Here is a 23976-nt window from a genome sequence, read left to right as displayed (position 1 = left end):
GCGGCGTGGACGGGGCTCCGGGAAAACGCCGGGGTCCCCGCAGGCCTGGTTTACCGATGCGGCTTTGACTTGCGCCAATCCTCAGAAAAAGCGTTCCGCATTCGCGCACAGCGTCGTCGCTACCGCCGGGCGCCCGATCAGTTCCCGCCAGGCGTCCATGTCGGCGGCTACGCAGGTTTCCATGTGGGTCTTCGATCCCCACCACAGTTCGCGCACGCCGATGGCAAAGGCACCGTCGGGATGGACGGCGGGCGAGGGGCGCGAACGGACATGACGCAGCGCGCCCAGCCGATGGCCGAGAGCGACATCGGTGTCATCCGCCCAAGGTATCGCGCCATCCTGCTCGATGAACTGGATCACCTTGAACGTGGTCGGCCGGTTGTCGATCCGCCAGGCCTTGTCGCCAGCCGATGCATCCGATCGCAGATCGGGCGAGGAGACCAGGATTTCCTCTTCGGCGAAGATCCAGCGCAGCGCCGGCAGATCGACGAAGTTGGGCTCGTCGTCCTTCACATCGCGCAGATATACGGGCTCCTCGCCGAACCAAGCGGCATCGGCGGCGCTGTCGATGTTGACTTCGGCGACGCCTTCGAACCGCGTCTGGTCGGGTCCCAGCAGATCGGTGTGGACCTGATGGCTCTGCACGTAGCCGCGCATCGTGGAGATGTGCCGACCCAGCGTGCCGTGCGGGTGACGCCAGTGATCGTGGAAAAACTGCACCGGAACGTGCGGCGGGCGCGGGATCGCGCCGAACATCTTTACCCTGCTCATCGGATTTCCTCTCGCCCGTAAAGTGAACGGAGCCCGCCGCGCCCTATGGGGCTGTCCGATGGCGGGCCCGTTTTCAGTGCCCGGTCATGACCATTCGAGAACCGCGCGGCCGGTGACCTTGCCTTCCTTGAGGTCGGTCATCGCCGCGTTGGCTTCGTCGATATGGCGGCATTCGATCGGGGTCGGAGCCAGTTTGCCGGAATTGGCGAGTGCGAGCACTTCGTGCAGATCGCCCGGCGTGCCGGTGAGGTTGCCCTCGATCCGCCAGCCCATGAAGATCATCGTTGCCAGCGATATCGCCAGCTCGCCCCCGGCGACGCCGACCAGTACCAGCGTGCCGCCCTTGTCGAGGCAGGCCAGCCCGGCCGCCGCGGTCTTGTCGTTGTTGACGAAATCGAGCACCGCGGGGACCTTGCCGCAATAGGCAGCGATCTGGTCGACGAGATCGTCGGCCCGGCCGTCGAACGTGACGGTGGCACCGCGTTCTTCGGCCACACGGCGCTTGTCGGCGTCGATATCGACCGAGATGATCTGGTGATGATCGAGCGCCTTCAGCATCTCGATCGCCATCAGCCCGAGGCCGCCGGCACCGATCAACAGGATCGGCCGGTCGGGATCGAGCGGCATGATCTTCTTGAGCGACGAATAGATGGTCAGACCAGAGCATGCATACGTCGCCGCCAGCGCCGGATCGACCTTGCCGGGATCGGCCAAGTAGCGGGCATGCGGCACCATCACATGGCTGCCGAACCCGCCCGAGCGCACCACGCCGATGCCCTTGGGCGTGCGGCACCAGTTATCGAGCCCGTTGTTGCAATAGTAGCAGTCGCCGCAGCCGAGCCAGGGATAGACCACCCGCATGTCGCCCACTTCGACGCCGGTCGCGTCCGGCCCCTTGGCGACTACCCGGCCGGCGATCTCGTGACCGGGTGCCTGCGGCAGTTTTACGCCGCGATCGGCAAGCTTCATGATCTTGCCGCCGCCCATGTTGTATTCGCCCTTCCAGAAGTGAAGGTCCGAATGGCACACGCCGCAATAGGCGGTTTCGACCAGTACTTCGGTACCCTGCGGCACCGGGGTCTCCAGCTCGCGCTGTTCCAGCGGTGCCTTGGCTGCGGTTACCATCCAGGCTTTCATCGTATCTCTCCAGTAATCATGGGCATGCTGCGGCATGGCGGGGCACCAGCCTTGCCGGCAAAGGTGTTCAGGTGTCGGCGGTTTGCGCGATCGCCGGTTCTCCGCGCGCATCGCTGCCGCCGTCGATGTTGAAGCCTTCGTAGCCGTTGGCGGCGATCTGCCGGCAGGTGTCGCGATAGGTGTTGACGCCGCCGACGTAGGGCATGAACCGCTGCGGTTTGCCCGCCACGTTGGCCCCGCGATACCAGCTTGCCGCCTCGTTCAGCAGGGTGCGGCCGGCCACTTCGTCGACATGGTCCATCCAGCGATCCTGGGCGGCCGGATCGGCCTCGATCGTCTGCTTGCCATGCTCGCGCATGTAGGCGAGGCAATCGGCGATCCACTCGATGTCGTGCTCGATCGAAACGACGACATTGCTGAACACCGAGGGGCTGCCCGGGCCGGTGACCACGAACATGTTCGGGTAACCGGAAATTCCCATGCCGATGTAGCTTTCGGGGCCGTGCGACCAGTCTTCGCGCAGGCGATGGCCATCGCGACCCTGGATGTCGATCGCCAGCAACGCCCCGGTCATCGCGTCGTAGCCGGTGGCCAGGATGATGACATCGACCGGATAGAAACCGTCCGTGGTGCGGATGCCATGCGCCTCGATCTGCTCCAGCTTTTCGGTGCGCAGGTCGATCAACTGGACGTTGTCGCGGTTGTAGGTCTCGTAATAGTCGGTGCCCACGCACATGCGCTTGGTCGCGATCGGGAAGCCCGAGGGGATGAGCTTTTCTGCGGTCGCCGGATCGGTGACGGCCGAGCGGATCTTGCGGTGGAAGAATTCGGCGACCACTTCGTTCGCGGCCTTGTTCGTGACCACGTCGTTGAACGCATAGGTCACGTTGGGGCCGCCCTTGAGCCAGCGCCGCTCCAGATCCGCCTCACGGTCCTCGGCACGGATCGCATGGAGCGGGAGGATGCCGTATTCGTGCAGCACGCCGGCGCGGCTGTTCTTCGCCATATCGCGCAATTGCGTGAAGTTCTCGCGCCAGTATTCGACACGCTCTTGCGGCCACGGCCCGTTGCGGGCGGGGACGCAATAGGCGGGCGTGCGCTGCACGACGACAAGGTTCTTGGCCTGCTGGGCCAGCAGCGGGATCATCTGGACCCCGGTGGACCCGGTGCCGATCACCGCCACGTTCTTGCCCGAAAGATCGGGCGACTGGCGCGGCCAGCGCACGGAGTGGAACAGCTCGCCCTTGAAGTCGCCGATCCCGGCGATGTCGGGCGTCTTGGGCACGGTCAGGCAGCCGGTCGCCATGACGATGAACCGGCTCTGGTAGCTATCGCCGTTTTCGAGCGTGACTGTCCACAACGCGCTCGCTTCGTCGAATGCGGTGCTGGCGACGCGCGCGTTGAAGCGGATGTCCTTGCGCACATCGAGGCGATCGGCGGCGTAGTTGATGTAGCGCTCGATCTCTTCCTGGCGGGCGTAGCGTTCGGTCCAGGTCCAGTCGCGCTGCAGTTCCTCGGAGAAACCGAAGCAGTATTCCAGGCTGTCCACGTCGCAGCGCAGGCCGGGATAGCGGTTCCAGTACCAGGTCCCACCGACGTTTTCGCCGGCTTCGACAGCGAGGACATTGAAGCCCATCGAACGGAACTTGTGGACGCCATAGACACCGGCGAAACCGGCACCGACGATCAGGACATCAAGCGGATTTTGCGTTTCAGTCATCAGTTGTCTCACGCCAGGTTGAGCCACACGGTCTTGGAGATCATGAATTCGTTGAGGTGATGGGGGCCGCCTTTGACGCCATAGCCGCTGTGCTTGGTGCCGGCGAAGGTGACGCCCGGATCGGTGACCCCGTAACAGTTGGTCCATACCATCCCGGTGCGGATGCCGTGGGCGACGCGATGGACCCGGCCGACGTCACGGCTCCACACCCCGCCGCCAAGGCCGTATTCAGTGGCATTTGCCAGCTCGATCGCCTCTTCCTCGGTATCGAACGGGATGGCCGACAGGACCGGGCCGAAGATTTCCTCGCGGGCGATCGCCATGCCCATGTCGACATCGGCATAGACGGTGGGGGCCACGAAGAACCCATCGGCAAGATTGCCACCAAGCCGCTCGCCGCCGGTCACTAGACGCGCGCCTTCGTTGCGGGCGACTTCGAAATAGTGCTGCACGCGATCGAGCTGCGCTTGCGAGGCGAGGGGGCCGAGCTGGCTTTCGCCGTCAAGCGGCAGGCCGACCTTCAGCTTGCTGCCGACTGCGGCCACCCGCTCGACGAAATCGTTGTAGATTGAGCGTTCGACGAACAGCCGGGTGCCGGCGAAGCACACCTGCCCGGTGTTGTTGAAGCAGGCCATCGCCGCGCCGGTGGCGGCGACATCGAGGTCCGCATCGGCGAACACGATGTCGGGCGACTTGCCGCCCAGTTCCAGCGCCACGCGCTTCATGTTGGTGGCCGAAGCCTCGATGATGCGGCGGCCGGTGGCGGTGGAGCCGGTGAAGTTTACCTTGTCCACCCCGGTATGCGCGGCGAGCGCGGCACCGGCAGTGGCACCGGGGCCGGGGACGACGTTGATCACGCCCGCGGGCAGCCCCGCATCGTGCATGATCCCGGCGAGCATCAGCGTTGACAGCGGCGCTTCCTCGGCCGGCTTGAGCACCAGCGTGCAGCCCGAGGCAAGGACCGGACAGATGCTCCACAACTGGGTGATGAGCGGCCCGTTCCACGGAATGATCGCGCCGACGACGCCGAGCGGTTCGCGGTGCGAATAGCTCATGAAGTTGCCGGGAACCGAATTGTTGAACACGTCGCCGGTGTCCGCCACTGCCTGTGCCGCGTAATAGCGGAAGGTCTGCTGGATCCAGCGGCGGAACATGGAAGTGCGCGCGATCGGCGCGCCCATGTCGATGGTTTCGAGCCGGGCCAGATCCTCGAACCGCGCGTCGATCGCATCGGCCAGTTTGAGCATCAGCGCCTGCCGGTCGAATGCCTTGAACTTCGACCATTCACCCTTGAATGCGGTACGGGCCGCAGCCACCGCCGCGTCGATATCGGCAGCGCCGCCCCGGCTCACCTGGATCGAAGCGGTCCCTCGCGATGGATCGATGCAGGCAAAGGTTTCGCCGGAAATCGCATCGACCCATTCGCCGCCGATGAAGAGCTGCTTGTGGCCGCTTTCAAGAAACGGATGACGATAGGTGTCCTGGAAGGTCACGGGGCTGTTCCTCTCTCACGCAGTTCCGGCCGCACCGGCCTGTTCATCTCATGGGCGCAAACCTGGCCGCAGCGGGTTCGGCGATCACACCTGAAGGACCGGGGCGGGACCGCGCCGGTTGGCATGCAACGGTCCCGCCCCTGTTCCTTCATCTTCAGTCCTTGCTGCCGAACATCTCGCGGATCGCGGGATTGAGCTTGTCGGTGCCCTTCTTGGCAGCATGCTCGTCCAGCTTGGCTTTCACGGCGGCGGTCAGTTCGCCACGGAAAGTCTCATGATTTTCGCGCAGCCACTGTTCCGAACGCACGCGATACTGGTTCAGCTTGTTGACCTTGGGGATCGCGAAGCGGCCGATCAGTTCATATGAACGCTTGGTCTGGTCCCAGTCGGCCCAGTGGTTGTCGAGGTTGAGGAAGCAGCCGAAGCCGCCGGACTGTTCGTTGAGGCGGTCCATCTGCGCCACGAAATCGTCCGGGGTGCCGATCACGCCGAAGCCAGTCTCGATCATGTAGTCGATCGGATCGACACCGACCGGCGGTGCGAGCGGGATTGCGGCTACCTTGGACATGTATTCGATCCAGCGTTCCAGCCCGTAGCGCACGTTCTCACGCGCCTTTTCGCGGGTTTCGGCGATGTGGACCGGGCCGACCAGACGCCAGGCGTTGCGATCCATGGTGTTGCCGTGTTCGACGGCGGTCTCGACCGCGATGTCCCAGTTGCGGGCAAGGGCGTTGAAGCCGCCGGCAGACGTCGCACCGATCGACAGCATCGACAGGCCGTACTTGCCGGCAGCCGTGGCACCGGCCGGCGAAACCTGGCTGGCCACCGCGATTTCGACGCCATGGTCGTCGTAGGAATCGAGCTGGAGCGAGGCTTCCTGCAGGTTGAACCATTCGGACTGGGCGGTCACCACTTCGCCGTTCAGCAGGCGGACCAGCGGATCGATCGCCTCGTCCATGCGATCGCGGACCTTGGGAGTGGGGATGCCCATCATGTAGGCGTCGGACGGCAGCGAGCCGGGGCCCATGCCGAAGATGGTCCGGCCCTTGGTGATGTGGTCAAGCTGACGGATGCGATCGGCCAGAGTATAGGGGTTGTGATAAGGCAGCGAAGACACGCCGGTGCCCAGCTTGATCGTCGAAGTGCGCTGCGAAACCGCGGCGATGAACAGCTCGGGACAGCCGTTGATTTCCCAGCCGCTCGAATGGTGTTCGCCGATCCAGGCTTCGGCGAAACCCATCTTTTCCATCAGCACGACCCGGTCCATGTCGTGCTCGATCGATACCGACGGGTGCTCCTCGACCGGGGTGTGGGGCGCGATGAAAGCGCCAAAGCGCATACGGTTGCTCATCTCGAAGTTCTCTCCGCTGGATTTATCCGAATCATATTCGGATTATTGGCATGTCTGGCCCCTGCCATTGCATGGGTCAACTTGTATGGGAGGCTGCTCATGGCGCGCCGGAAGCGGCCGTGATGCGTGCCTCGTCAAAGCCCGCCAGCGCGCTCAGGATCTCACGGGTCGATGCGCCGAGGTCTTCGCTCGGCGAAGGCGCGCGCAGCGGCGAGCCTTCGAGCCGGAGCGGGGTCTGCTGCACCTTGATCTGGCCATAGCGCGGATGATCGACATCGATCAGCGAGCCGCGGGCGATCATGTTCTCGTCTTCCATCACCTCGGGCAGCGTGCGCACCGGGGCGCAGGCGATGCGCGCGCCCATCAAGAGGTCGAAGCAGGCCTGCGTTTCCATCTGCGAAGACCATTCGCCGATCATCGCATCGACTTCTTCCATGCGCGAAACCCGCTCCCGCAGCGTGGCATAGCGGGGATCGAAGCCGAGTTCGGCCTTGCCCATCAGCGCCGCCAGCCGCTGCCAGTGCTCATCGCGGGCGCAGATCATGGCGATGTGGCCGTTAGCGGTGGGATAGACATTGTACGGGCACTCGGCCAGGCCGCCGTGGCGGTTGGCGGTGCGCGCCGGGGCCGCGTCGTCACCGTTGCTCGCCCACGCCAGGCCGAGATTGGAGCTGAGCGAGGCGTAGATCGCATCCTGCATGGTCACTTCGACCCGCCGCGCGATGCCGGTGCGTTCGCGTTCGAACAGCGCGGTCATGATCGCGGCATGAAGGTGGATGCCGGCAAAGAAATCGGCCACTGCTGGCCCGCACTTGACCGGCTCGCGTTCGGGAAAGCCGGTAACATAGAGCGCGCCCGACATCGCCTGCATGGTCAGGTCCATAGCCGGATAAGCGGCATAGGGCCCGTCGCGCCCGTATCCCGAACTGGCGGCGTAGATCAGCCGCGGGTTGATCTGCGCCAGCACATCGGCACCCAGGCCCAGGCGGTCCATCACCCCCGGCGAGAAGTTTTCGACGAGAATGTCGGCATCGACCGCCAGCGCCTTCAGCGCGGCCTTGCCGTCTTCGCTCTTGAGGTCGAGGGTGATCGAGCGCTTGGCACCGTTCAGCATCGCGAACGGCAGGCCCGCGCCGCCGACCACCGCACGCTTGCGCAGCGGTTCGCCGGCCGGCGGTTCGATCTTGATGACTTCGGCTCCCGCCAGGGCGAGCAGGTAGGTGGCGTAAGGTCCGTTGTAGATCTGGCTGAGATCGATAACCCGGATCCCCGCCAGAGGCATTTGCGAAACCTCACCCATGATATTGAATTCCGATCGATGTCTTTAAATGCCGCGCGGCCTGCCGTGCCATCGCGCCGATGCTGCATAACAGCCGCGTGACTTCGTGGGATGTACGAAATTGCGATAGCTGGCCTATCGCCAAGCTATCGTTGTCGGCGAGGGGGTGGGTGATGCTTTGCTGTCGACATCTATAAGCCGACGGACATTCGGAAAAATGGTTGCAGATGCCGCGCAGCATTTTATGGTCCGACTGGCAATTGCAGAACCGGCGGTGGTAGGTCCATCCGGGTCATCCCGATCCGCAGGACCGGCGCGCGACAGGATCGGCGCGGGAGAGAACAATGATGGATGCGCGTTCGGAATTTCATCCGGCCGAACTTCTCGCAAGGGGCCTGAGCGACGATCCCGCCGACTGGATCGCCACCGCGCGCGAGGGCGTGTGGCTGCGGCCGATCCTGTTCGATACGGTCAGCGGCGGCTGGGTCAACATCACCCGCATTCGCTGCGAAGGGTTCATCAGTCGCCATGCCCACCCGTGCCCGGTTCACGCCTATGTTCTGGCCGGTGAATGGCGCTATGCCGAGCGTGACTGGATCGCCCGGGCGGGGGATTACCTGTTCGAGCCGGCAGGTGATATCCACACGCTGCTCGGCCTTCCCGGCGGGTCGGACACGCTGTTCAATATCGCCGGGGCGCTGATCGAGCTGGACGAGCAGGGGCAAACGATCGGTTATGCCGATGTGTTCTCGCGGATCGAACAGGCGGCGGCACATTTCGCAGCGGTCGGGCTGGGCCGCGATTACGTGCGCAAGTTCATCCGTTAGGCTGCGGCTGGCACCCGATCAGCGGGTGGCCGAAGTCGCCCGTTCCTGCGGCAGAACCTTGGTCGGCAAGGCGCGCAGCATCGGCAGGACGTTCGGTTCATCGCCGGCCGGTTCGTGCCAGTTGTAAGCCTTGCGGGATTCCTCGATCAGGATCGTCTTCACCGCATCGACTGCGGGGCTGGGCACCGCGCTTTGCAGGCGGGCGACCGTAAGGACACCGCGCGCACTCGGATTGATCAGCCGCCGGGCGACAAGTCTTCCTGCCGCAACATCATCGCGCAGCGCACAGCCGCCCAGGACGCAGCATGCCAGTCCGTCGAGGGTGATGGCGCGCAGGACGTTGTACGATTCGCTCTCCACAGTCGTCACCAGCCGCTTGCCGCGCCGCTCGGCGATATCGTCGAGGATCTTGCGCCAGGTGCTGGCGTGCGAAGGCAGCACCAGCGGGCAATCGAACAGGTCGTCGAACTCCATGTCGCCACCGGCGGGCAGCAGGTCGGGCACGCCATAGACGAAGTAGTCATTGAACCCGGCCGGGGTCAGTTCCAGTTCGACGCTGTCGGGGGTGTTGAACAGGATCGCCAGATCCAGCCGCTGCTCCTGCATCAGTTCATAGACCATCGCGGTGCTGGCATCGGTGATGTACAGCGTCACGTCGGGCAGTTCCTCGCTCACCCGACGATAGAGCGAGGGAGACAGCGCCGCCGCCGTGGTGGAAGGCAGGCCGATCGATACCTCGCCGCCCGGCGTTTCGCGCTGGTTGCGCACCACCTTGATGGTATCGTTGAAATACCCCAGCAGCGTCTTGGCGCGATCGTAGAGCAGTTGCCCTTCGGTGGTCAGCTTGATGCCACGATTGCTGCGCTCCATCAGCTTGACGCGCAGTTCCACCTCCAGATTGCTGATGTGGACGCTGAGCGCGGGCTGGGCGACGTGCAGCCGCTCGCTCGCCCGCATCAGACTGCCGCACTCGGCAATACCGACGAAATAGCGCAGATGGCGAATGTCCATCGTGGTTTCCTCTCTCACGCGCGAAACCGGGGATGTGCGAATCGCGCCGATCAGGGGGCTGGCAGATTGTTCATGCCGGTTGCCGCCCTGTCTTGCTGCGCCATCGTGGCCCATGGCGGCGCAATAATCAATTCCAGATGGTCAATTTGTGTCGGATACGGCGGAATCGGTGCCGGCGGGGAGGGCGTGGGGCCGCAAGACCGACTTTTCCCGACAGCAAAAAAAGGGCGTCGACCCCGTCAGGTCAACGCCCCCTCCTGCATTCTCCCGAGACGGGAGAAACCTTATTTCGATCAGGCCGGAGCAGGGCCCCCGGAAAAGCGCTTGCCGGCGCGGGGGATGGACGACCCGCTGGCCGGGCGCGGCGTCGCATTGCCGCGCGGTTCGTTTGGCCGGTCGATCGTCCCGGTATCCAGCAACTGTTTGATCTCGTCGCCCGAAAGCGTCTCGTATTCGAGCATCGCCTGCGCCAGCGTGTGGAGCGCCTCGCCCTGATCAGTGAGGATCTGGGTGGCGCGCTTGTGGGCATTGTCCACCAGCGCGCGGATTTCGCTGTCGATCACCTTGTTGGTCTCGTCAGAGGCCATCGTCCGGTGCGAACCGCCCATGCCGAGATAGCCTTCCTGCTGCTCTTCGTATTGCAGCGGGCCCAGCTTGTCGGACATGCCCCACTTGGTGACCATGTTGCGGGCGAGGCCGGTGGCATACTGGATATCGGACGATGCGCCGGACGAAACCTTATCATAGCCGAAGATGATCTCCTCGGCGACGCGGCCGCCCATCGCGACCGAGAGGTTCGCCAGCATCTTGTCGCGATGGTACGAATAGCTGTCCCGCTCCGGCAGTCGCATGACCATGCCCAGCGCGCGGCCGCGCGGGATGATCGTTGCCTTGTGGATCGGATCGGACGCGGCTTCGTTGAGGCTGACGATCGCGTGGCCCGCCTCGTGATAGGCGGTCATCTTCTTCTCGTCGTCGGTCATCACCATGGAGCGGCGTTCCGCCCCCATCATGACCTTGTCCTTGGCGTCCTCGAACTCCTGCATGGCGACCAGACGCTTGTTGCGTCGCGCCGCCAGCAGCGCCGCCTCGTTGACGAGGTTGGCAAGGTCCGCGCCCGAGAAGCCGGGCGTGCCGCGCGCGATGACGCGCGGGTTGACGTCGGGGGCGAGCGGCACTTTCTTCATGTGCACCGACAGGATCTTTTCGCGCCCTTCGATGTCCGGCACCGGCACAACCACCTGCCGGTCGAACCGGCCGGGGCGCAGCAGCGCCGGGTCCAGCACGTCGGGGCGGTTGGTGGCGGCGATGATGATGATGCCTTCGTTCGCCTCGAACCCGTCCATCTCGACCAGCAACTGGTTCAGCGTCTGCTCGCGCTCGTCGTTCGAATTGCCGAGGCCATGGCCGCGATGGCGGCCGACCGCGTCGATTTCGTCGATGAAGACGATGCACGGCGCGTTCTTCTTGGCCTGCTCGAACATGTCGCGCACGCGGCTTGCGCCGACGCCGACGAACATTTCGACGAAGTCCGAGCCGGAGATGGTGAAGAACGGCACGCCGGCCTCCCCGGCGATGGCGCGGGCGAGCAGGGTCTTGCCGGTACCGGGCGAGCCGACCAGGAGCGCGCCCTTCGGGATCTGGCCGCCGAGCTTGGAAAAGCGGTTGGGATCGCGCAGGAACTCGACGATTTCCTGCAGCTCCTCGCGCGCTTCGTCGATACCGGCGACGTCGTCGAACGTGACCCGGCCCGAGCGTTCGGTCAGCAGCTTGGCTTTGGACTTGCCAAAGCCCATCGCCCCGGAACCGCCGCCCTTCTGGACCTGGCGCAGCGCGAAGAAGGCGATGCCCAGGATCAGCAGGAAGGGCAGGGTCTGGACCAGGATATAGGCCATGATCCCGCCCTCTTCCTGGGCCTTGCCTTCGTACTTGACGCCCTTGTCCTGCAGCAGTTGCGGCAGCGTGGTGTCAGCCGCGATCGGCACGGTGGAGAAGCTGTCACCGTTCGTGAACTTGCCGTCGATCCGGTCAGTCCCGATCTGGACCTGCGCGACAGTGCCCGCCGAAACCCGGTTGCGGAATTCCGAATAGGCGATCGAAGGCCCGCTCTGCGTGCGCTGGCTGAATATGGACACCACCATCAGCAGCGCCAGAAAGATGCCCACCCAGACCAGCAGGCTCTTGATCCAGGGATTTCCGTTAGGCTGATTATCGTTCATCGAAGCAGGTCCGTCCTTTGCCCTGCCAATGTAGGCGAGCCGGACTGAATCTCAAGCTAACAGCATGGCAGGCACGAACGCGAAAGGCGATTTGCCGGAGAAACGGCCGGGCCCGGACCGTTCAGGGCGGGCTGCGGACGAGCTGGGCGGCGGGTATGCGCAACGCCATGCGGGTGCCGGGGTGGCTGTTGTCCAGCCGGTATTCCGCCAGCAATTGCTCGCTCAGCACCCGCGAAATGCGCAGGCCGATGCTGTCCACCGCATCGATCGAAAAGCCGTCGGGCAAGCCCGCGCCATGATCGCGCACGGTCAGCGCCACCAGCTCGCCCTCGCGGCGCACGTCGATCTCGATGACCCCGTTCGCGCCGTCGGGAAGGGCGTGCTCCAGCGCGTTGGCGATCGCCTCGGTCAGGATCAGCGCGATCGGCACCGCGCTTTCCGAGCCGACGTCGATCCCTTCCTCGGCCTCGATCCGGCATTCGGTACCTGGGCGGCCGCTGCTGGCCATGACCGCCTCGGCCACCTGGCGGATGAACGTATCGAGCGCGACCATCCGGCCGTCCGGGCTGTAGAGCTGGCGCTGGATCCGGCCGATGACGGTGAGCCTGGCCGCCGCATCCGAGATGGCCTGGCGCGCTGTCGGCTCCTTGAGCGTGCGCAATTGCAGCGCCAGCACCGCGCCGACCATCTGCAGGTTGTTACCCACCCGGTGCTGCAATTCCTGGAACAGCACTTGTGCGCGTTCTGCCAGTTGTCCGCGCTCTTCTGCCAGCAACCGCACATTCTCGCGCGCGTCGGCCAGCCGCCGGTTGGCGCGCTGCATGAGGTGGACCAGCACGATATCGATCGTCACCACGCCGGCGTAGAACAACATGCTGGTGATCGTCCTGGCGGTGATGATCGGCCCCACCCGGGGCGCAACGAAGAAGTACCACGCGAACGCGCCGCACAGCAGACCGGCCAGAATGCCCGGCCGCGGCCCGAACAGGAAAGATGACAGGATAACTGCCGGAAAAAATGTCAGGAACGGATAGCCCGGCGGAAACGCCCAATCCATCTCCCACCGCAGCCACAACGCGACCACCGACAGTGCGATCGCTCCGCCATAGCCGAGGTATGGGCGGTTCCCGGCCAGCGGCAGTCTCTCGATGAAGGTCGCCCGGAACGCGCGTTGTTCGGGGTCGGATTGACTGGTCACAGCATGCTCCGCAGCAGATCGCGGGACGCCCCCGGGCCGTGCTACCGATTGGTACGCATCGGCACGGCGATAGTTCCCGGACGGCCGGCGCCGTCGTTCAGTCGTCGTCGTAAGCAGACGCGCGCATATCCTCGGGCGCAAGGTCGGAGAACTTGGTGATCCGCGATTCGAAGCGCAGGCGCACCCGGCCGGTGGAACCGTGGCGCTGCTTGGCGACGATCAGTTCTGCCAGGCCCGTCACCTGTTCCATCTTCTCGCTCCACAAGCGGTGCTTTTCGTGGACATCCGGTGGATCGGTCTCGGTCGGATACTTGGGTTCGGTGGCGTTGACGTAGTAGTCCTCGCGAAACACGAACCAGACCATATCGGCATCCTGCTCGATCGAGCCGGATTCCCTGAGGTCGGACAGCATCGGCTTCTTGTCCTCGCGGCTTTCGACCGCGCGGGAGAGCTGGGACAGCGCGATCACCGGACAGGACAGTTCCTTGGCGAGCGTCTTGAGGCCACGACTGATTTCGGAAATCTCGTTCACGCGGTTGTCGTTGGCGCGGCCCGAGCCCTGAAGCAGTTGCAGGTAATCGACCACGATCAGCCCGATATCGTGCCGACGCTTGAGCCGCCGCGCGCGGGTCCGCAGGCCGGCGATGGTCAGGGCCGGCGTATCGTCGATGTAAAGCGGCAGCTCGGCCAGTCGCTGGCTGGCGAAGGACAGCGACTGGAAATCCTCGCGGCTGATCTTGCCCATGCGCAGCGATTCGGAACTGATGCCCGACTGTTCGGCAAGGATACGGGTGGCGAGCTGGTCGGCGCTCATTTCGAGGCTGAAGAACGCGGTGGCGGCACCCACCGATTTCTCCGGCGCGATCCCGTCGGTCAGGTCGCGCTGGAGGCGGGCCGCGCAGTTGTAGGCGATATTGGTGGCGAGCGAGGTCTTGCCCATGCCCGGACGTCCGGCCAGGATGATAAGGTCGCTGTCGTGCAGGCCGCCGATCTTCTGGTTCACGGAATCGAGCCCGGTGGTCTTGCCCGAAACGTGGCCGCCAGAATTGAACGCCTTCTCGATCGCCTGGATGGCGACGCGGGTTGCCGTGCCGAAGCTCTTGGCTTCGTTGGAGGTGCCGGCACCTTCGGCAACCTTGTAGAGTGCCGCTTCGGCGCGCTCCACTTGTTCGAGCGGCTCCACCGACTCCGAAGTGTCCATGGCGCTTTCGACAAGGTTGCGTCCGACCGAGATCAGTTCGCGCAGCAGCGCCAGATCGTAGATCTGCTCGGCCAGCTCGCGCGGGGCGAGCAAGCCCTGACTATCGGCCGTCAGTCGCGCCAGATAGGCTACGCCACCCAGCGCTTTCAGCGCTTCGTCCGCCTCGAAATAGGGACGCAGGGTCACCGGCGTGACGACCGCCTTGCGATCGAGCAACTGGATCACCCGTTCGTAGATGCGGGCGTGGACAGGCTCGAAGAAATGCGCCGGGGTGAGGTGGGTCGGCAGGTCTTCGATAACCCGGTTGTCGATCAGGACCGCGCCCAGAAATGCTGCCTCCGCCTCGACGTTGGCGGGCAGGGTGCGGGCTTCCGCTTCCGGGGCGCGGGCAAGGGCAATGGTGTTCGACATGAGGCGGCGGACATTGCTCCGGGCATGGCCGCGGCGCAAGCCGGGAGTGCGCGGCATTTTTGTCCACAGCTTGTGGATGACCGGGCCGCGCGAAATTCGCGGGCGCAGGCACCACGCAAGGCTTGCCGTTTCCCGCTGCCAGCGCGTAAAGGCCATCCGCACTATGGCGGACACGCGCATCTCCCACATCGAACTCGACGATGCGACCATCCTGTGGCGCAACGCGGATATCGAACAGGAACGGCGGATCGCCATCTTCGATCTGATCGAGGAGAACCTGTTCAAGCCGGTACGCGCGTTCGAGGCCGGGTTCGAAGGCCCCTACATGCTGCGGCTGTCGGTGCAGGACGGGCGGCTTTCGATGGAAGTGTCGGACAGGTCCGGCCAGCATCTGGAAACGCTGGTGCTGGGGCTGGGCCGGTTCCGGCGGCCGATCCGCGAATACTTCGCGATCTGCGAAAGCTATTACCAGGCGATCCGCAAGGCCACCCCGCAGGAGATCGAAACGATCGACATGGCCCGCCGCGGCGTTCACAACGAAGCGGCGGTACTGCTGCAGGAGCGTCTCGAAGGCAAGGTCGAGACCGATTTTCCGACCGCGCGGCGATTGTTCACCCTGATCTGCGTCCTGCACATCAGGGGCTGAGGGAGAACGCGAAGGTGGCCAGGAAAGCGGGCGGGGCGCGCAGTCGCCCGCGCGGTGGGCGTGGTGGGCGCACCGGGATCACCTATCAGGTGCTGGGCGCCCTGCTGCTGGCGGGGCTGATCGCGGCGGCAGTATGGTGGTGGCAGCAGCATCACTGGATACCGCCGCGCGATGCCTTTCCCGTTCAGGGCGTGGAGATCGGCGAGGCGGACGGGCCGGTCAACTGGGGCTCGATCAAGGCGATCGGTGCCGACTTTGCCTATTTAGATGCCAGCGCCAGCGCCTTTGCCCGCGATCCTGCCTTCGTTGGCAACCTGCAGGGCGCGCGCGAGGCGGGGCTGCAGGTGGGCGCGCTGCACCGCTACGATCCCTGCCAGCCCGCAGACCGGCAGGCGGCCAATTTCGTGGTCACCGTCCCCGGCGATCAGACGCTGCTGCCGGCTGCCATCGAGCTGGACATGCTGGCCGACAAGTGCCCGGTGACGGTGAACGAGGCGAAGGTCGAGAGCGAGCTGATGACCTTCATCAACCAGGTTGAAACCCATACCGGGAAAGCCCTGATCCTCAAGATTTCTCCCGCCTTCGAAGCGCGGTACGCGATCGCGGCCAAGCTCGATCGCAACATCTGGCTGGTGCGCGATCGCTGGCAGCCGGATTATGCCGGCCGGCCGTGGACCTTGTGGACCGCCAATTCCTCGCTTTCCAGCGAGGTCGTGGCCGGCGATCTGCGCTGGGTGGTGATGCAGCCATGAACGGGCAGGGCGGTTCGCCGGATAGCGTGACACCGCTGGACCGCGATACCCTGATCGCCCATGCCCGCGCTGTTGCCGCTCACGCGCATGCCCCCTATTCGGGTTTTAATGTCGGCGCGGCGCTGCTCCTGGCCGATGGCTCGGTGGTAACCGGTGCGAATGTGGAGAACGCCAGCTACGGCCTGTCGCTGTGTGCCGAGACCGTGGCCGTCGCCAAGGTGCTGAGCGAGCCGTGGCGGGGCGGTGTTCTGGCCCTTGCCGTCAGCGGCGGTCCCGCCGACGCGCCGGGCAGCACGGTCCAGGTCACGCCCTGCGGCCGGTGCCGGCAAGTGCTGATGGAACTGGCGGGCCTCGACGGCAGCGACCCGCTGGTGTGGTGCGACGGGCCGGACGAGGTGCTGGAACTGCGGCTTTCCGCGCTGCTGCCGCACGCCTTTGGGCCGGGGGCTCTCGTCTGATCGTCGGATCGAAGCACACGGGGTAAGTCCACAAACTCGTCGCCCTGAACTTGTTTCAGGGCCCATTTCTCGGCTCCGGCCGAAGCCATGGAAAGGGAGCTGCCGGTGCCGCTGTGCCCGAAAGACGCCTGGGTGCGAGTGGCGGAATGGATGCTGAAATAAATTCAGCATGACCAAGTTTTGTGTGACGAACATCAACCCGTCAGTGCAGAGCAACGTCGGGACATCGCGCCCAAGCGCCGGCCCTATTCCCGCTCCACCAGCCATTCCAGCAGTGCTCCCAGGCAATCGCGGCCCAGTTGCATTGATCGTTCCGGGCTCCAGCCCTGACGCGGGTCGGCGCTGGGGTCGTGGTCCTTGAACGGCATTTCGAGGGTCATGGCGACGCAGCCGCGCGCGGCGAAGCGTTCGGCGATCTGGTTGGTTGCCATGGTCAGGTTGCTGCGCCCCGGCGGGGCCACCGGATAGCCGATGCGGGTCTGGAAATCGGGGGTGCGCTTTTCCAGCAACGAGGCATAGCGATCGTAGCCTTCGCGCTGGCCGGGGCGCAGCGACGGGATGCCTTCGAACCCGGCGAGGAACACCGCTGGGATCGCCTCGTCGCCATGGACGTCCATCGCGAAATCGACGCCGGTTTCATCCATGGCCGCCAGCGTCGCGAGGACTTCGGGCGAGCGTTCGGCGGTTGGGCCGGCCCATTCACGGTTCAGGTTCACGCCCACGGCGTTCGTGCGCAAGTGGCCGCGCCGCGAACCGTCGGGGTTCATGTTGGGGACAACATGGATGCGGCAGCGCCGGCGCAATTCGCGGGCGACCGCGCTGGTGGGGTCGGTCAACAGGCCGAGCGCGCCTTCCATCCACCACTCTGCCATGGTTTCGCCCGGATGCTGACGGGCGATGAGCCAGACCTGCGTTGGCCCGTCGCCCATCGTCAGGCAATCGAGCGGCTGGCCATCCAGCGTGGTGCCCAGCGTGCGATGGTCGACGCCTTCGCCTTGCGCCACGGCGGCGACGAGATCATGGTGGCGCTCCATCGAATAGGGGGCGAAATAGGCGAACCACGCGATACAGCCGTCCAGCCGGTAACGGATGGTGAGGATACCCGCCTCGGCGTCGTAAGTGGTTTCGGCCTGTGTCCACTCCTCGCGGTCCTCGCTCACGCGGGCGCGGTACCCGGGCCAGCCCCCCGGATAGGCGCTGTCCTTCAGCCCGGTGATTTGTAGCACCAGCTCGCTCCCCGCCGCAGCCGAAGCGCGGAAGTGGAACCACTGGAAGAAGTCGGACTGGTGATCCTTGCGGATGGCCAGCCGTGCCTCGTTCCCGGAGATGTCGAGCACTTCGATGTTGCCGGCGTCGAACGCGGCGTGGATCTGCAATGGCGTCATTTGACGTAGATAGTTTCGCCCGAGTTGCCGGGAAACCCCTTGAACAGCGCCCCGGCCATTTTGGCCGCGCCCAGCGGGGTCTGTGCCAGCGGCGAATCCGCCCGCACCACAAAAGCGGCGCGGCCTTCCCACAGCGGCGTGGCTGCGGCCCGATCGCGCAGGATGACATGCAGGCGCGTTTCCACCTGTGCCGGTGGCGGGCCGGACAGATCGAAGCCGAGGCCGACGCCCAGGCCTGAGCCATAGCTACCGGTGCTGCCGCCCACGCCTACCGATACGGGGCTGCGGCCGCGTTCGGGTTGCCAGGTCCGCCGTTCTATATCGAGCATCGCCACGCGCGCGGCAGGGGCTGCACCAGGCAGCGGCGCGCGATAGCCGAGGCCCGCCAGTTCCTGCGCCACTGCGCCCGCGTAGGCGCGGAATTCGAGGCTGTTGGCATCCTGCCCGGGTCCCGGTTCCACCGAGACGGTGCCGCGCGCGGCGAAGTCCGCCGCCGGGGCGCTGAACCGGGTCACCTCCACCGGTCCCACCGGGGCAACACACCCTGCCAATGCCAGCACGCCCGCAGCGGCAAGAGTCCCGCGCCACCGGGTAAGGGCAGCGCGGCCACAGCGGCTGGCGGGGGAGCGATCGGTATCAGGGCAGCCGGAGGTCATGGTTTTCTTCTTTCTTCTCGTTGCTTGCGCGCCTGAGACTGATGTGCAGTGCCCCTGCGCGGGATGCAAGCGGTCGGCTCAACCGTCACCCGGTGCGGCAGGTGACACAGGCTGGACGAGGTGGGGGGCATCGACCTTCTGGCCCTGCGGGAAGGCATCGAACAGCGCTTCGGCGAGCTTGCCGGCGATGCGGCCGTCGTCCCACTTGTCATCACCCTCGCGAGTGGCGATGGTGGCATAGCCTTCCCACAACACGGCACCGCTGGCCGGATCAGAGATGCTCACGTCCATCCGCGTCTGCACCAGCGCGGCGCGCGGCTTGGTCAGATCGACGTTGACCGCCAGGCCATAGGCCGACCCGCGCGAGCCCACTTCCATCGCCGCCGTGCCGCTGACCGGGCTGCGCTTTTCCTCGGCCGGGGTGAGGACGCTGCGCGAAATGCGCAAGGATGCGCTCTGGTGGCCGGGCGCGTCGGCATGGCGGGTGTCGTAGCCTTGCCGGATCAGCGCATCGATGACGGCGGCCTCGAACGTGGCGCGGCGCGAGAACGCCATGAAATCCTTGTCCGCCGATGTCGATCCGACCGCGATCTGGCCTTTGCCGAGCGATGCGGCACCGGGGCCGGCGCTGACGAAGCGGCTGACTTCGACCCGGCCTTCGCGCGGATCGGCGCTGCGCGCGGTGCTTGCGGGGCCATCGCCCATTGGCGACCCGCGCCACCCCGGACCGGCCCCATAAGGATCGTTCCAACCGCCCGGCCGGGCCAGCGCCGGGCCGGTCAGGACAGCCGCACCGGTCAGCGCGAGGAAACCGGGCAGGACTGCCCGGCGCAGGAGAACGTGCCGCAGGGGTCTGGCCATGAATTTACGAACCTTTCGCAATATTACGCGACGTCATTCCCCAAGCTCGGTCTAGCCCCCCTTCGCTTGCGCGCGGATGAACACATTGCGCCGCGATGAACGTCTTGCACGGCGAACAGAAAGGTTCACGGGTGCGTGAAAGGCGCGCTGCAGCGCACGTTGCGCCTTGACTCGGGGCTGCGTGGCCCGTAACGGCGCACTTCGAATTTCGGGTGGCGGGCCTGCTGCGGGCAGGGCGTTGCCGGACACTGACAGACGAGAGAACCGATGAAGATTCGCAACAGCCTGAAGTCGCTCAAGGACCGTCACCGGGACAACCGCGTGATCCGTCGTCGCGGCCGCACTTACGTCATCAACAAGACTAACCGCCGCTTCAAGGCCCGCCAGGGCTGATCCGGTTCGCCAGCCCCGCTTTCGGGCGGGGTCTTCAGGCGGACGGGCGCATGGTTTGACGTGTTGAAGGCCCCCGCCATTTGCGGGGGTCTTGTCGTGTCTGAACCCGATGAATTCGTTGCCGAATACGAGCCTGTCCTCGCCGTGGTGTTCGATGTCGGCCGGGTGCTGGTCCAGTGGGACCTCAAGGCGCTATACGGCAAGCTGATCACCGATCCGGCGCGGCTGGAGTGGTTCACCCGCCACGTGGTCAGCGAGGAATGGCATTTCCAGCACGACGCGGGGCGCGATCTGGCCGAGATGGTGGCCGCGCGCAAGGCCGAGTTCCCCGGCCACGACGCGCTGATCGACGCTTACGCCACCCGCTTCCTCGAAACGATCCCCGGCAATGTCCCCGGCAGCAATGACATCGTGCACACGCTGGCATCGCGCGGGGTGCCGCTGTTCGCGATCACCAATTTCGCCAGCCCCTTCTGGAAGGAATACCGCAGCGCCGAACCGTTGTTCGATCTGTTCGGCGATATCGTGGTTTCGGGCGACGAGAAGATCGTGAAGCCCGATCCGGCCATCTTCGATCTGGCCGCTGCACGGTTCGGATACCGACCGCAGGCGATGCTGTTCATCGATGACAACGCCGCCAACGTCGCTGCCGCAAAGGCCTTGGGATGGCAGGTTCACCACTTTGAAAACGCCGAAAAACTGCGGTTGGACCTTGCTGCACGGGGCCTCTTGGGCTGATCCTTCGCGCGGTTGCGTATTGCGGCTTACGCAATTTATTTCGCACTTGCAGCGTAGTCCCTTGGCAAGCGCCGAATCCTGTTGCATCAATCGTGTGAACGGGAGCACGATGTGAGCGCAGCCAACATTCCCAATTTCGACGAAATGATGAATGCCGATGGCACTGTGCGCCCGGCTTACAGCGATTTCTGCAACTGGTACGAGGCGCAGGATCGGCTCTGGCTCAAGCGCCAGGATGCAGAAGCCGAACGCTTCTTCCGCCGGGTCGGCATCACCTTCAATGTCTACGGCAATTCGGATGCGGAAGAACGGCTGATCCCGTTCGACATGATCCCGCGCATCATCACCGCACCGGAATGGCGCAAGCTGACCAAGGGGATCGAGCAGCGCGTCAGGGCGCTGAACGCCTTTCTCCAGGACCTCTATCATCGGCAGGAAATCATCAAGTCCGGCCGCGTCCCGATCCACGCACTGAAGGACAACGATGCCTTCCTGTCGCAGATGATCGGTTTCACGCCGCCCGGCGGGGTCTATACCCACATCGTCGGGATCGATCTGGTCCGCACCGGACCGGACGATTTCATGGTGCTGGAAGACAATGCCCGCACCCCGTCCGGCGTCTCCTACATGCTGGAAAACCGCCAGACGATGATGGCGATGTTCCCCGAACTGTTCACCAAGGTGCCGGTGCGCCCGGTTTCCGACTATCCGCGCCGGCTCGCCCGCTCGCTGCGCGCCTGCGCCCCGCCCGCCTATTCGGGCGACAACGGCGAACGGCCGGTGGTGGCGGTGCTGACGCCCGGCATCTACAATTCGGCCTATTTCGAACATGCCTATCTGGCCGATCAGATGGGCGCGGAACTGGTCGAAGGGTCGGACTTGCGCGTGATCGACGGCCGCGTCGCGATGCGCACCACCACCGGGTACAAGGCGATCGATGTCCTCTATCGCCGGGTCGATGACGATTATCTCGATCCGCTGACCTTCAACCCCGCTTCGGCGCTGGGCGTTGCCGGGATCATGGATGTCTACCGGTCGGGCGGCATCACCATCGCCAACGCGCCGGGCACCGGCATCGCCGATGACAAGGCGATCTACAGCTACATGCCAGAGATCGTCGAATTCTACACCGGGGAAAAGCCGATCCTCCAGAACGTGCCGACCTGGCGCTGTTCCGAACCGGACTCGCTAGCTTACGTGCTCGACAATCTTGAGGATATCGTCGTCAAGGAAGTGCACGGTTCGGGCGGCTACGGCATGCTGATCGGGCCGACCGCGAGCCGCAAGGAAATCGCCGCCTTCCGCGAAAAGCTGAAGGCCAACCCGCGCAACTATATCGCGCAGCCGACGCTGTCGCTATCGACCGTGCCGATCTTCACCAAGGCGGGCCTGGCCCCGCGCCACGTGGACTTGCGGCCGTTCGTGCTGGTTTCGCCTGACAAGATCGACATCACGCCCGGCGGGCTGACCCGCGTGGCGCTCAAGAAGGGGTCGCTGGTGGTCAACTCGTCGCAAGGCGGCGGCACCAAGGATAGCTGGGTTCTGGACGAATGATGATGCGCACAAGGTTCACGCGCCGGGGGGGGCGCGGCTGATGCTGGGACGTGCCGCCAACGGCGTTTACTGGATGGCCCGCTATCTGGAACGCGCGGAGAATACCGCGCGCCTGATCGATGTCGGTTTCCACATGGCACTGACCCGTGGGAACAAGGATTCGCAGGAAGAGGAATGGCGCTCGGTTCTGGTCACCACCGGGCAGGACGAAGGCTACCTCGAAAAGTACAGCGGGTTCGAAGCCTCGCAGGTGTTCAACTATATCCTGCGCGACAAGGACAATCCCGGTTCGGTCATGCAGATGATCGAGAACGCGCGGACCAACGCGCGCGTCGTGCGTACCAGCATCACCAACGAGGTCTGGGAAGCCACGAACGAGGCGTGGATGATCCTGCGCGATCTGCTGGCCCGCCCGGTCAAGGAAAGCAGCCTGGGCGCGGTGTTGTCGGAAATCCGCAAGCAGGCGATGCTGGTGCGCGGCGCGGTGGACGGATCGATGCTGCGCAACGAAGTGTTCAACTTCGCCCGCATCGGCACCTTCGTTGAACGGGCGGACAACACCGCCCGCATTCTTGACGTCAAATACTACGTGCTGCTGCCCTCGGTCGCGTGGGTCGGTTCGAACCTCGATAACGTGCAGTGGGACATGCTGCTGCGATCTGTAGCGGGCGATCGTGCCTATTCGTGGCTCAACGCCGGGTCGATGGACCCGCGCGGGATCGCCAGCTTCCTGATCCTCGACGGCCGGTTCCCGCGCAGCCTGGTGTTCAGCTACGACAAGATCCGCAGCAACATGGCCGGCCTTGCCAAGCAGTACGGCCATGAAACCCAGGCACACGAACTGGTACGCGATATGGGCGCGCGGCTTCACGCGCTGTCGGTCGAGGAGATCTTCGAGACCGGGCTGCACGAGTTCCTGCAGGAATTCATCAGCGCCACCATCCGCCTCGGCAGTGCAATCGCCGCCGATTACCGCTTTATTGATTGAAGGCCGGAACCGGGCCGCGACTTCGGGGGGCGTCGTCAGCCGTGAATCTCAACGTCAGCCATACTACCCGCTACACCTTTGCCGAGCCTGTCGTGCACGGGCTGCAGCGCCTGCGGCTCAAGCCCAAGTCCACGCACGGACAGCAGGTGCTGGAGTGGCACATGGATTTCACCGGCGCGGAGCCGCAGGCGGCTTACGAGGACCAGCACAACAACCACACCACGCTGGTCACGATCGAGCCGGGGGTGTCCGAAGTGGTCGTCACCTGCCGGGGTTCGGTCAGCACAGTGGATCGGGCCGGGGTGACCGGCCAGCACTCCGGGCACATGCCGCTGTGGTGCTTCCTGCGGCCGACCCCGCTGACCCGCGCCGGCAACCGCGTGCGCGCGCTGGTGGCTGCGGTCGAGCATGACCGTGCCGATACCCTCGGCTTCCTCCACGCCCTGTCCGGCCTGATCGCCGAGCAGGTGGTCTACGAGCCGGGCGTCACCGATGTCACCACCACCGCCGAACAGGCGCTGGCCGCCGGCAAGGGGGTCTGCCAGGACCATGCCCATGTCTTCATCAGCGCCGGTCGCCTGCTGGACATCCCGATGCGCTATGTCGGCGGGTATCTGTGGATGGAAGATCGCGTGGAGCAGGAAGCCGGTCATGGCTGGGCCGAGGCGCATATTCCGGGGCTGGGCTGGGTCGGTTTCGATATTTCGAACAAGGTCTGCCCGGACGAGCGGTATATCCGCGTAGCCACCGGTTGCGACTATGGCGAGGCTGCACCGATTACCGGTATGGCGATGGGAGCCGGGGAAACTTCGCTCACCGTCGATTTGTCGGTAAGCGATAAGGTGCTAGGCGGGCAGCAGCAGCAACAGTCCGAAGGCTCGCAAAGCCAGGCACAAGGCGGCTAGATCGGCCGGCAACTCCGCCATC

22 protein-coding genes are annotated in these 23976 nt (G+C 64.9%); 9 read left to right on the top strand and 13 right to left on the bottom strand.

Going from position 1 to position 23976, the window contains the following annotated elements:
- Nucleotides 1-81 precede the first annotated feature (81 nt).
- The 6 genes from IE122_RS05925 to IE122_RS05900 all read right to left on the bottom strand — a co-directional run bounded on the left by IE122_RS05925 (nt 82) and on the right by IE122_RS05900 (nt 7772).
- Nucleotides 82-771, bottom strand: coding sequence for an EthD domain-containing protein (locus IE122_RS05925; protein WP_189620161.1), 690 nt, complete (start codon nt 769-771; stop codon nt 82-84).
- 84 nt (nt 772-855) lie between these two features.
- The gene (locus IE122_RS05920) at nt 856-1908 is read right to left on the bottom strand and encodes an alcohol dehydrogenase (protein WP_189620160.1); all 1053 of its coding nucleotides are present in this window, start codon (nt 1906-1908) and stop codon (nt 856-858) included.
- A gap of 67 nt (nt 1909-1975) precedes the next feature.
- Nucleotides 1976-3628 (bottom strand): flavin-containing monooxygenase, encoded by a 1653-nt coding sequence (locus IE122_RS05915; RefSeq protein ID WP_189620159.1) that lies wholly within the window; start codon nt 3626-3628, stop codon nt 1976-1978.
- A gap of 8 nt (nt 3629-3636) precedes the next feature.
- The gene (locus IE122_RS05910; RefSeq protein WP_189620158.1) at nt 3637-5121 is read right to left on the bottom strand and encodes an aldehyde dehydrogenase family protein; all 1485 of its coding nucleotides are present in this window, start codon (nt 5119-5121) and stop codon (nt 3637-3639) included.
- A gap of 154 nt (nt 5122-5275) precedes the next feature.
- Complete coding sequence (locus IE122_RS05905) at nt 5276-6472, bottom strand: LLM class flavin-dependent oxidoreductase (protein WP_189620157.1); 1197 nt, start codon at nt 6470-6472, stop codon at nt 5276-5278.
- Between the two features lie 97 nt (nt 6473-6569).
- On the bottom strand, nt 6570-7772 hold the full coding sequence (locus tag IE122_RS05900) for a CaiB/BaiF CoA transferase family protein (protein ID WP_189620156.1): 1203 nt from the start codon (nt 7770-7772) through the stop codon (nt 6570-6572).
- 323 nt (nt 7773-8095) lie between these two features.
- On the opposite strand from IE122_RS05900, the gene IE122_RS05895 reads away from it, so the two are divergent.
- Entirely contained in the window at nt 8096-8578 is a 483-nt protein-coding gene (locus tag IE122_RS05895) for a 2,4'-dihydroxyacetophenone dioxygenase family protein (protein WP_189620155.1), read from the top strand.
- An 18-nt stretch (nt 8579-8596) separates the two neighbouring features.
- On the opposite strand, the gene IE122_RS05890 is transcribed toward IE122_RS05895, so the two are convergent.
- From IE122_RS05890 to IE122_RS05875, 4 genes are all read right to left on the bottom strand, one after another.
- Nucleotides 8597-9589 (bottom strand): LysR family transcriptional regulator, encoded by a 993-nt coding sequence (locus IE122_RS05890; protein ID WP_189620154.1) that lies wholly within the window; start codon nt 9587-9589, stop codon nt 8597-8599.
- 293 nt (nt 9590-9882) lie between these two features.
- On the bottom strand, nt 9883-11808 hold the full coding sequence (ftsH, locus tag IE122_RS05885; RefSeq protein ID WP_189620153.1) for an ATP-dependent zinc metalloprotease FtsH: 1926 nt from the start codon (nt 11806-11808) through the stop codon (nt 9883-9885).
- A 121-nt stretch (nt 11809-11929) separates the two neighbouring features.
- On the bottom strand, nt 11930-13006 hold the full coding sequence (locus IE122_RS05880) for a sensor histidine kinase (RefSeq protein ID WP_189620152.1): 1077 nt from the start codon (nt 13004-13006) through the stop codon (nt 11930-11932).
- 97 nt (nt 13007-13103) lie between these two features.
- Nucleotides 13104-14618 carry a replicative DNA helicase gene (locus tag IE122_RS05875; RefSeq protein WP_189620256.1) on the bottom strand — a complete coding sequence of 505 codons (1515 nt, stop codon included), beginning with the start codon at nt 14616-14618 and terminating at the stop codon, nt 13104-13106.
- Between the two features lie 163 nt (nt 14619-14781).
- Between IE122_RS05875 and IE122_RS05870 the strand changes: the two genes are divergently transcribed.
- The 3 genes from IE122_RS05870 to IE122_RS05860 are packed head-to-tail and all read left to right on the top strand — an operon-like array spanning nt 14782 to nt 16474.
- The gene (locus IE122_RS05870; RefSeq protein WP_189620151.1) at nt 14782-15264 is read left to right on the top strand and encodes a UPF0262 family protein; all 483 of its coding nucleotides are present in this window, start codon (nt 14782-14784) and stop codon (nt 15262-15264) included.
- A gap of 14 nt (nt 15265-15278) precedes the next feature.
- A complete protein-coding gene (locus IE122_RS05865) occupies nt 15279-16016 on the top strand; it encodes a glycoside hydrolase family 25 protein (protein ID WP_373299110.1) in 738 nt (245 codons plus the stop codon).
- Nucleotides 16013-16474, top strand: a complete 462-nt coding sequence (locus tag IE122_RS05860; RefSeq protein ID WP_189620150.1) for a cytidine deaminase — start codon at nt 16013-16015, stop codon at nt 16472-16474. The genes IE122_RS05865 and IE122_RS05860 overlap by 4 nt, the downstream gene beginning before the upstream one ends.
- Nucleotides 16475-16719: 245 nt before the next feature.
- On the opposite strand, the gene IE122_RS05855 is transcribed toward IE122_RS05860, so the two are convergent.
- From IE122_RS05855 to IE122_RS05845, 3 genes are all read right to left on the bottom strand, one after another.
- On the bottom strand, nt 16720-17859 hold the full coding sequence (locus IE122_RS05855; RefSeq protein ID WP_189620149.1) for a M14 family metallopeptidase: 1140 nt from the start codon (nt 17857-17859) through the stop codon (nt 16720-16722).
- A complete protein-coding gene (locus tag IE122_RS05850) occupies nt 17856-18515 on the bottom strand; it encodes a DUF4136 domain-containing protein (protein WP_229813800.1) in 660 nt (219 codons plus the stop codon). Before IE122_RS05850 ends, IE122_RS05855 begins: the two co-directional genes overlap by 4 nt.
- Before the next feature lie 78 nt (nt 18516-18593).
- The gene (locus IE122_RS05845; RefSeq protein ID WP_189620148.1) at nt 18594-19376 is read right to left on the bottom strand and encodes a DUF4136 domain-containing protein; all 783 of its coding nucleotides are present in this window, start codon (nt 19374-19376) and stop codon (nt 18594-18596) included.
- Nucleotides 19377-19643: 267 nt separating this feature from the next.
- On the opposite strand from IE122_RS05845, the gene ykgO reads away from it, so the two are divergent.
- The 5 genes from ykgO (at nt 19644) to IE122_RS05820 (ending at nt 23954) form a co-directional block, all read left to right on the top strand.
- Nucleotides 19644-19769 carry a type B 50S ribosomal protein L36 gene (gene ykgO, locus IE122_RS05840; protein ID WP_003046794.1) on the top strand — a complete coding sequence of 42 codons (126 nt, stop codon included), beginning with the start codon at nt 19644-19646 and terminating at the stop codon, nt 19767-19769.
- Between the two features lie 96 nt (nt 19770-19865).
- On the top strand, nt 19866-20507 hold the full coding sequence (locus IE122_RS05835; protein ID WP_189620147.1) for an HAD-IA family hydrolase: 642 nt from the start codon (nt 19866-19868) through the stop codon (nt 20505-20507).
- 144 nt (nt 20508-20651) lie between these two features.
- Entirely contained in the window at nt 20652-22061 is a 1410-nt protein-coding gene (locus tag IE122_RS05830) for a circularly permuted type 2 ATP-grasp protein (RefSeq protein ID WP_189620253.1), read from the top strand.
- Nucleotides 22062-22101: 40 nt separating this feature from the next.
- On the top strand, nt 22102-23049 hold the full coding sequence (locus IE122_RS05825) for an alpha-E domain-containing protein (RefSeq protein WP_189620146.1): 948 nt from the start codon (nt 22102-22104) through the stop codon (nt 23047-23049).
- 41 nt (nt 23050-23090) lie between these two features.
- Nucleotides 23091-23954 carry a transglutaminase family protein gene (locus IE122_RS05820; protein ID WP_189620145.1) on the top strand — a complete coding sequence of 288 codons (864 nt, stop codon included), beginning with the start codon at nt 23091-23093 and terminating at the stop codon, nt 23952-23954.
- The last annotated feature ends 22 nt before the right edge of the window (nt 23955-23976 follow it).

Source organism: Novosphingobium colocasiae (assembly GCF_014652555.1).
GTDB lineage: Bacteria > Pseudomonadota > Alphaproteobacteria > Sphingomonadales > Sphingomonadaceae > Novosphingobium > Novosphingobium colocasiae.
This window is presented reverse-complemented; position numbering and strand designations above follow the sequence as displayed.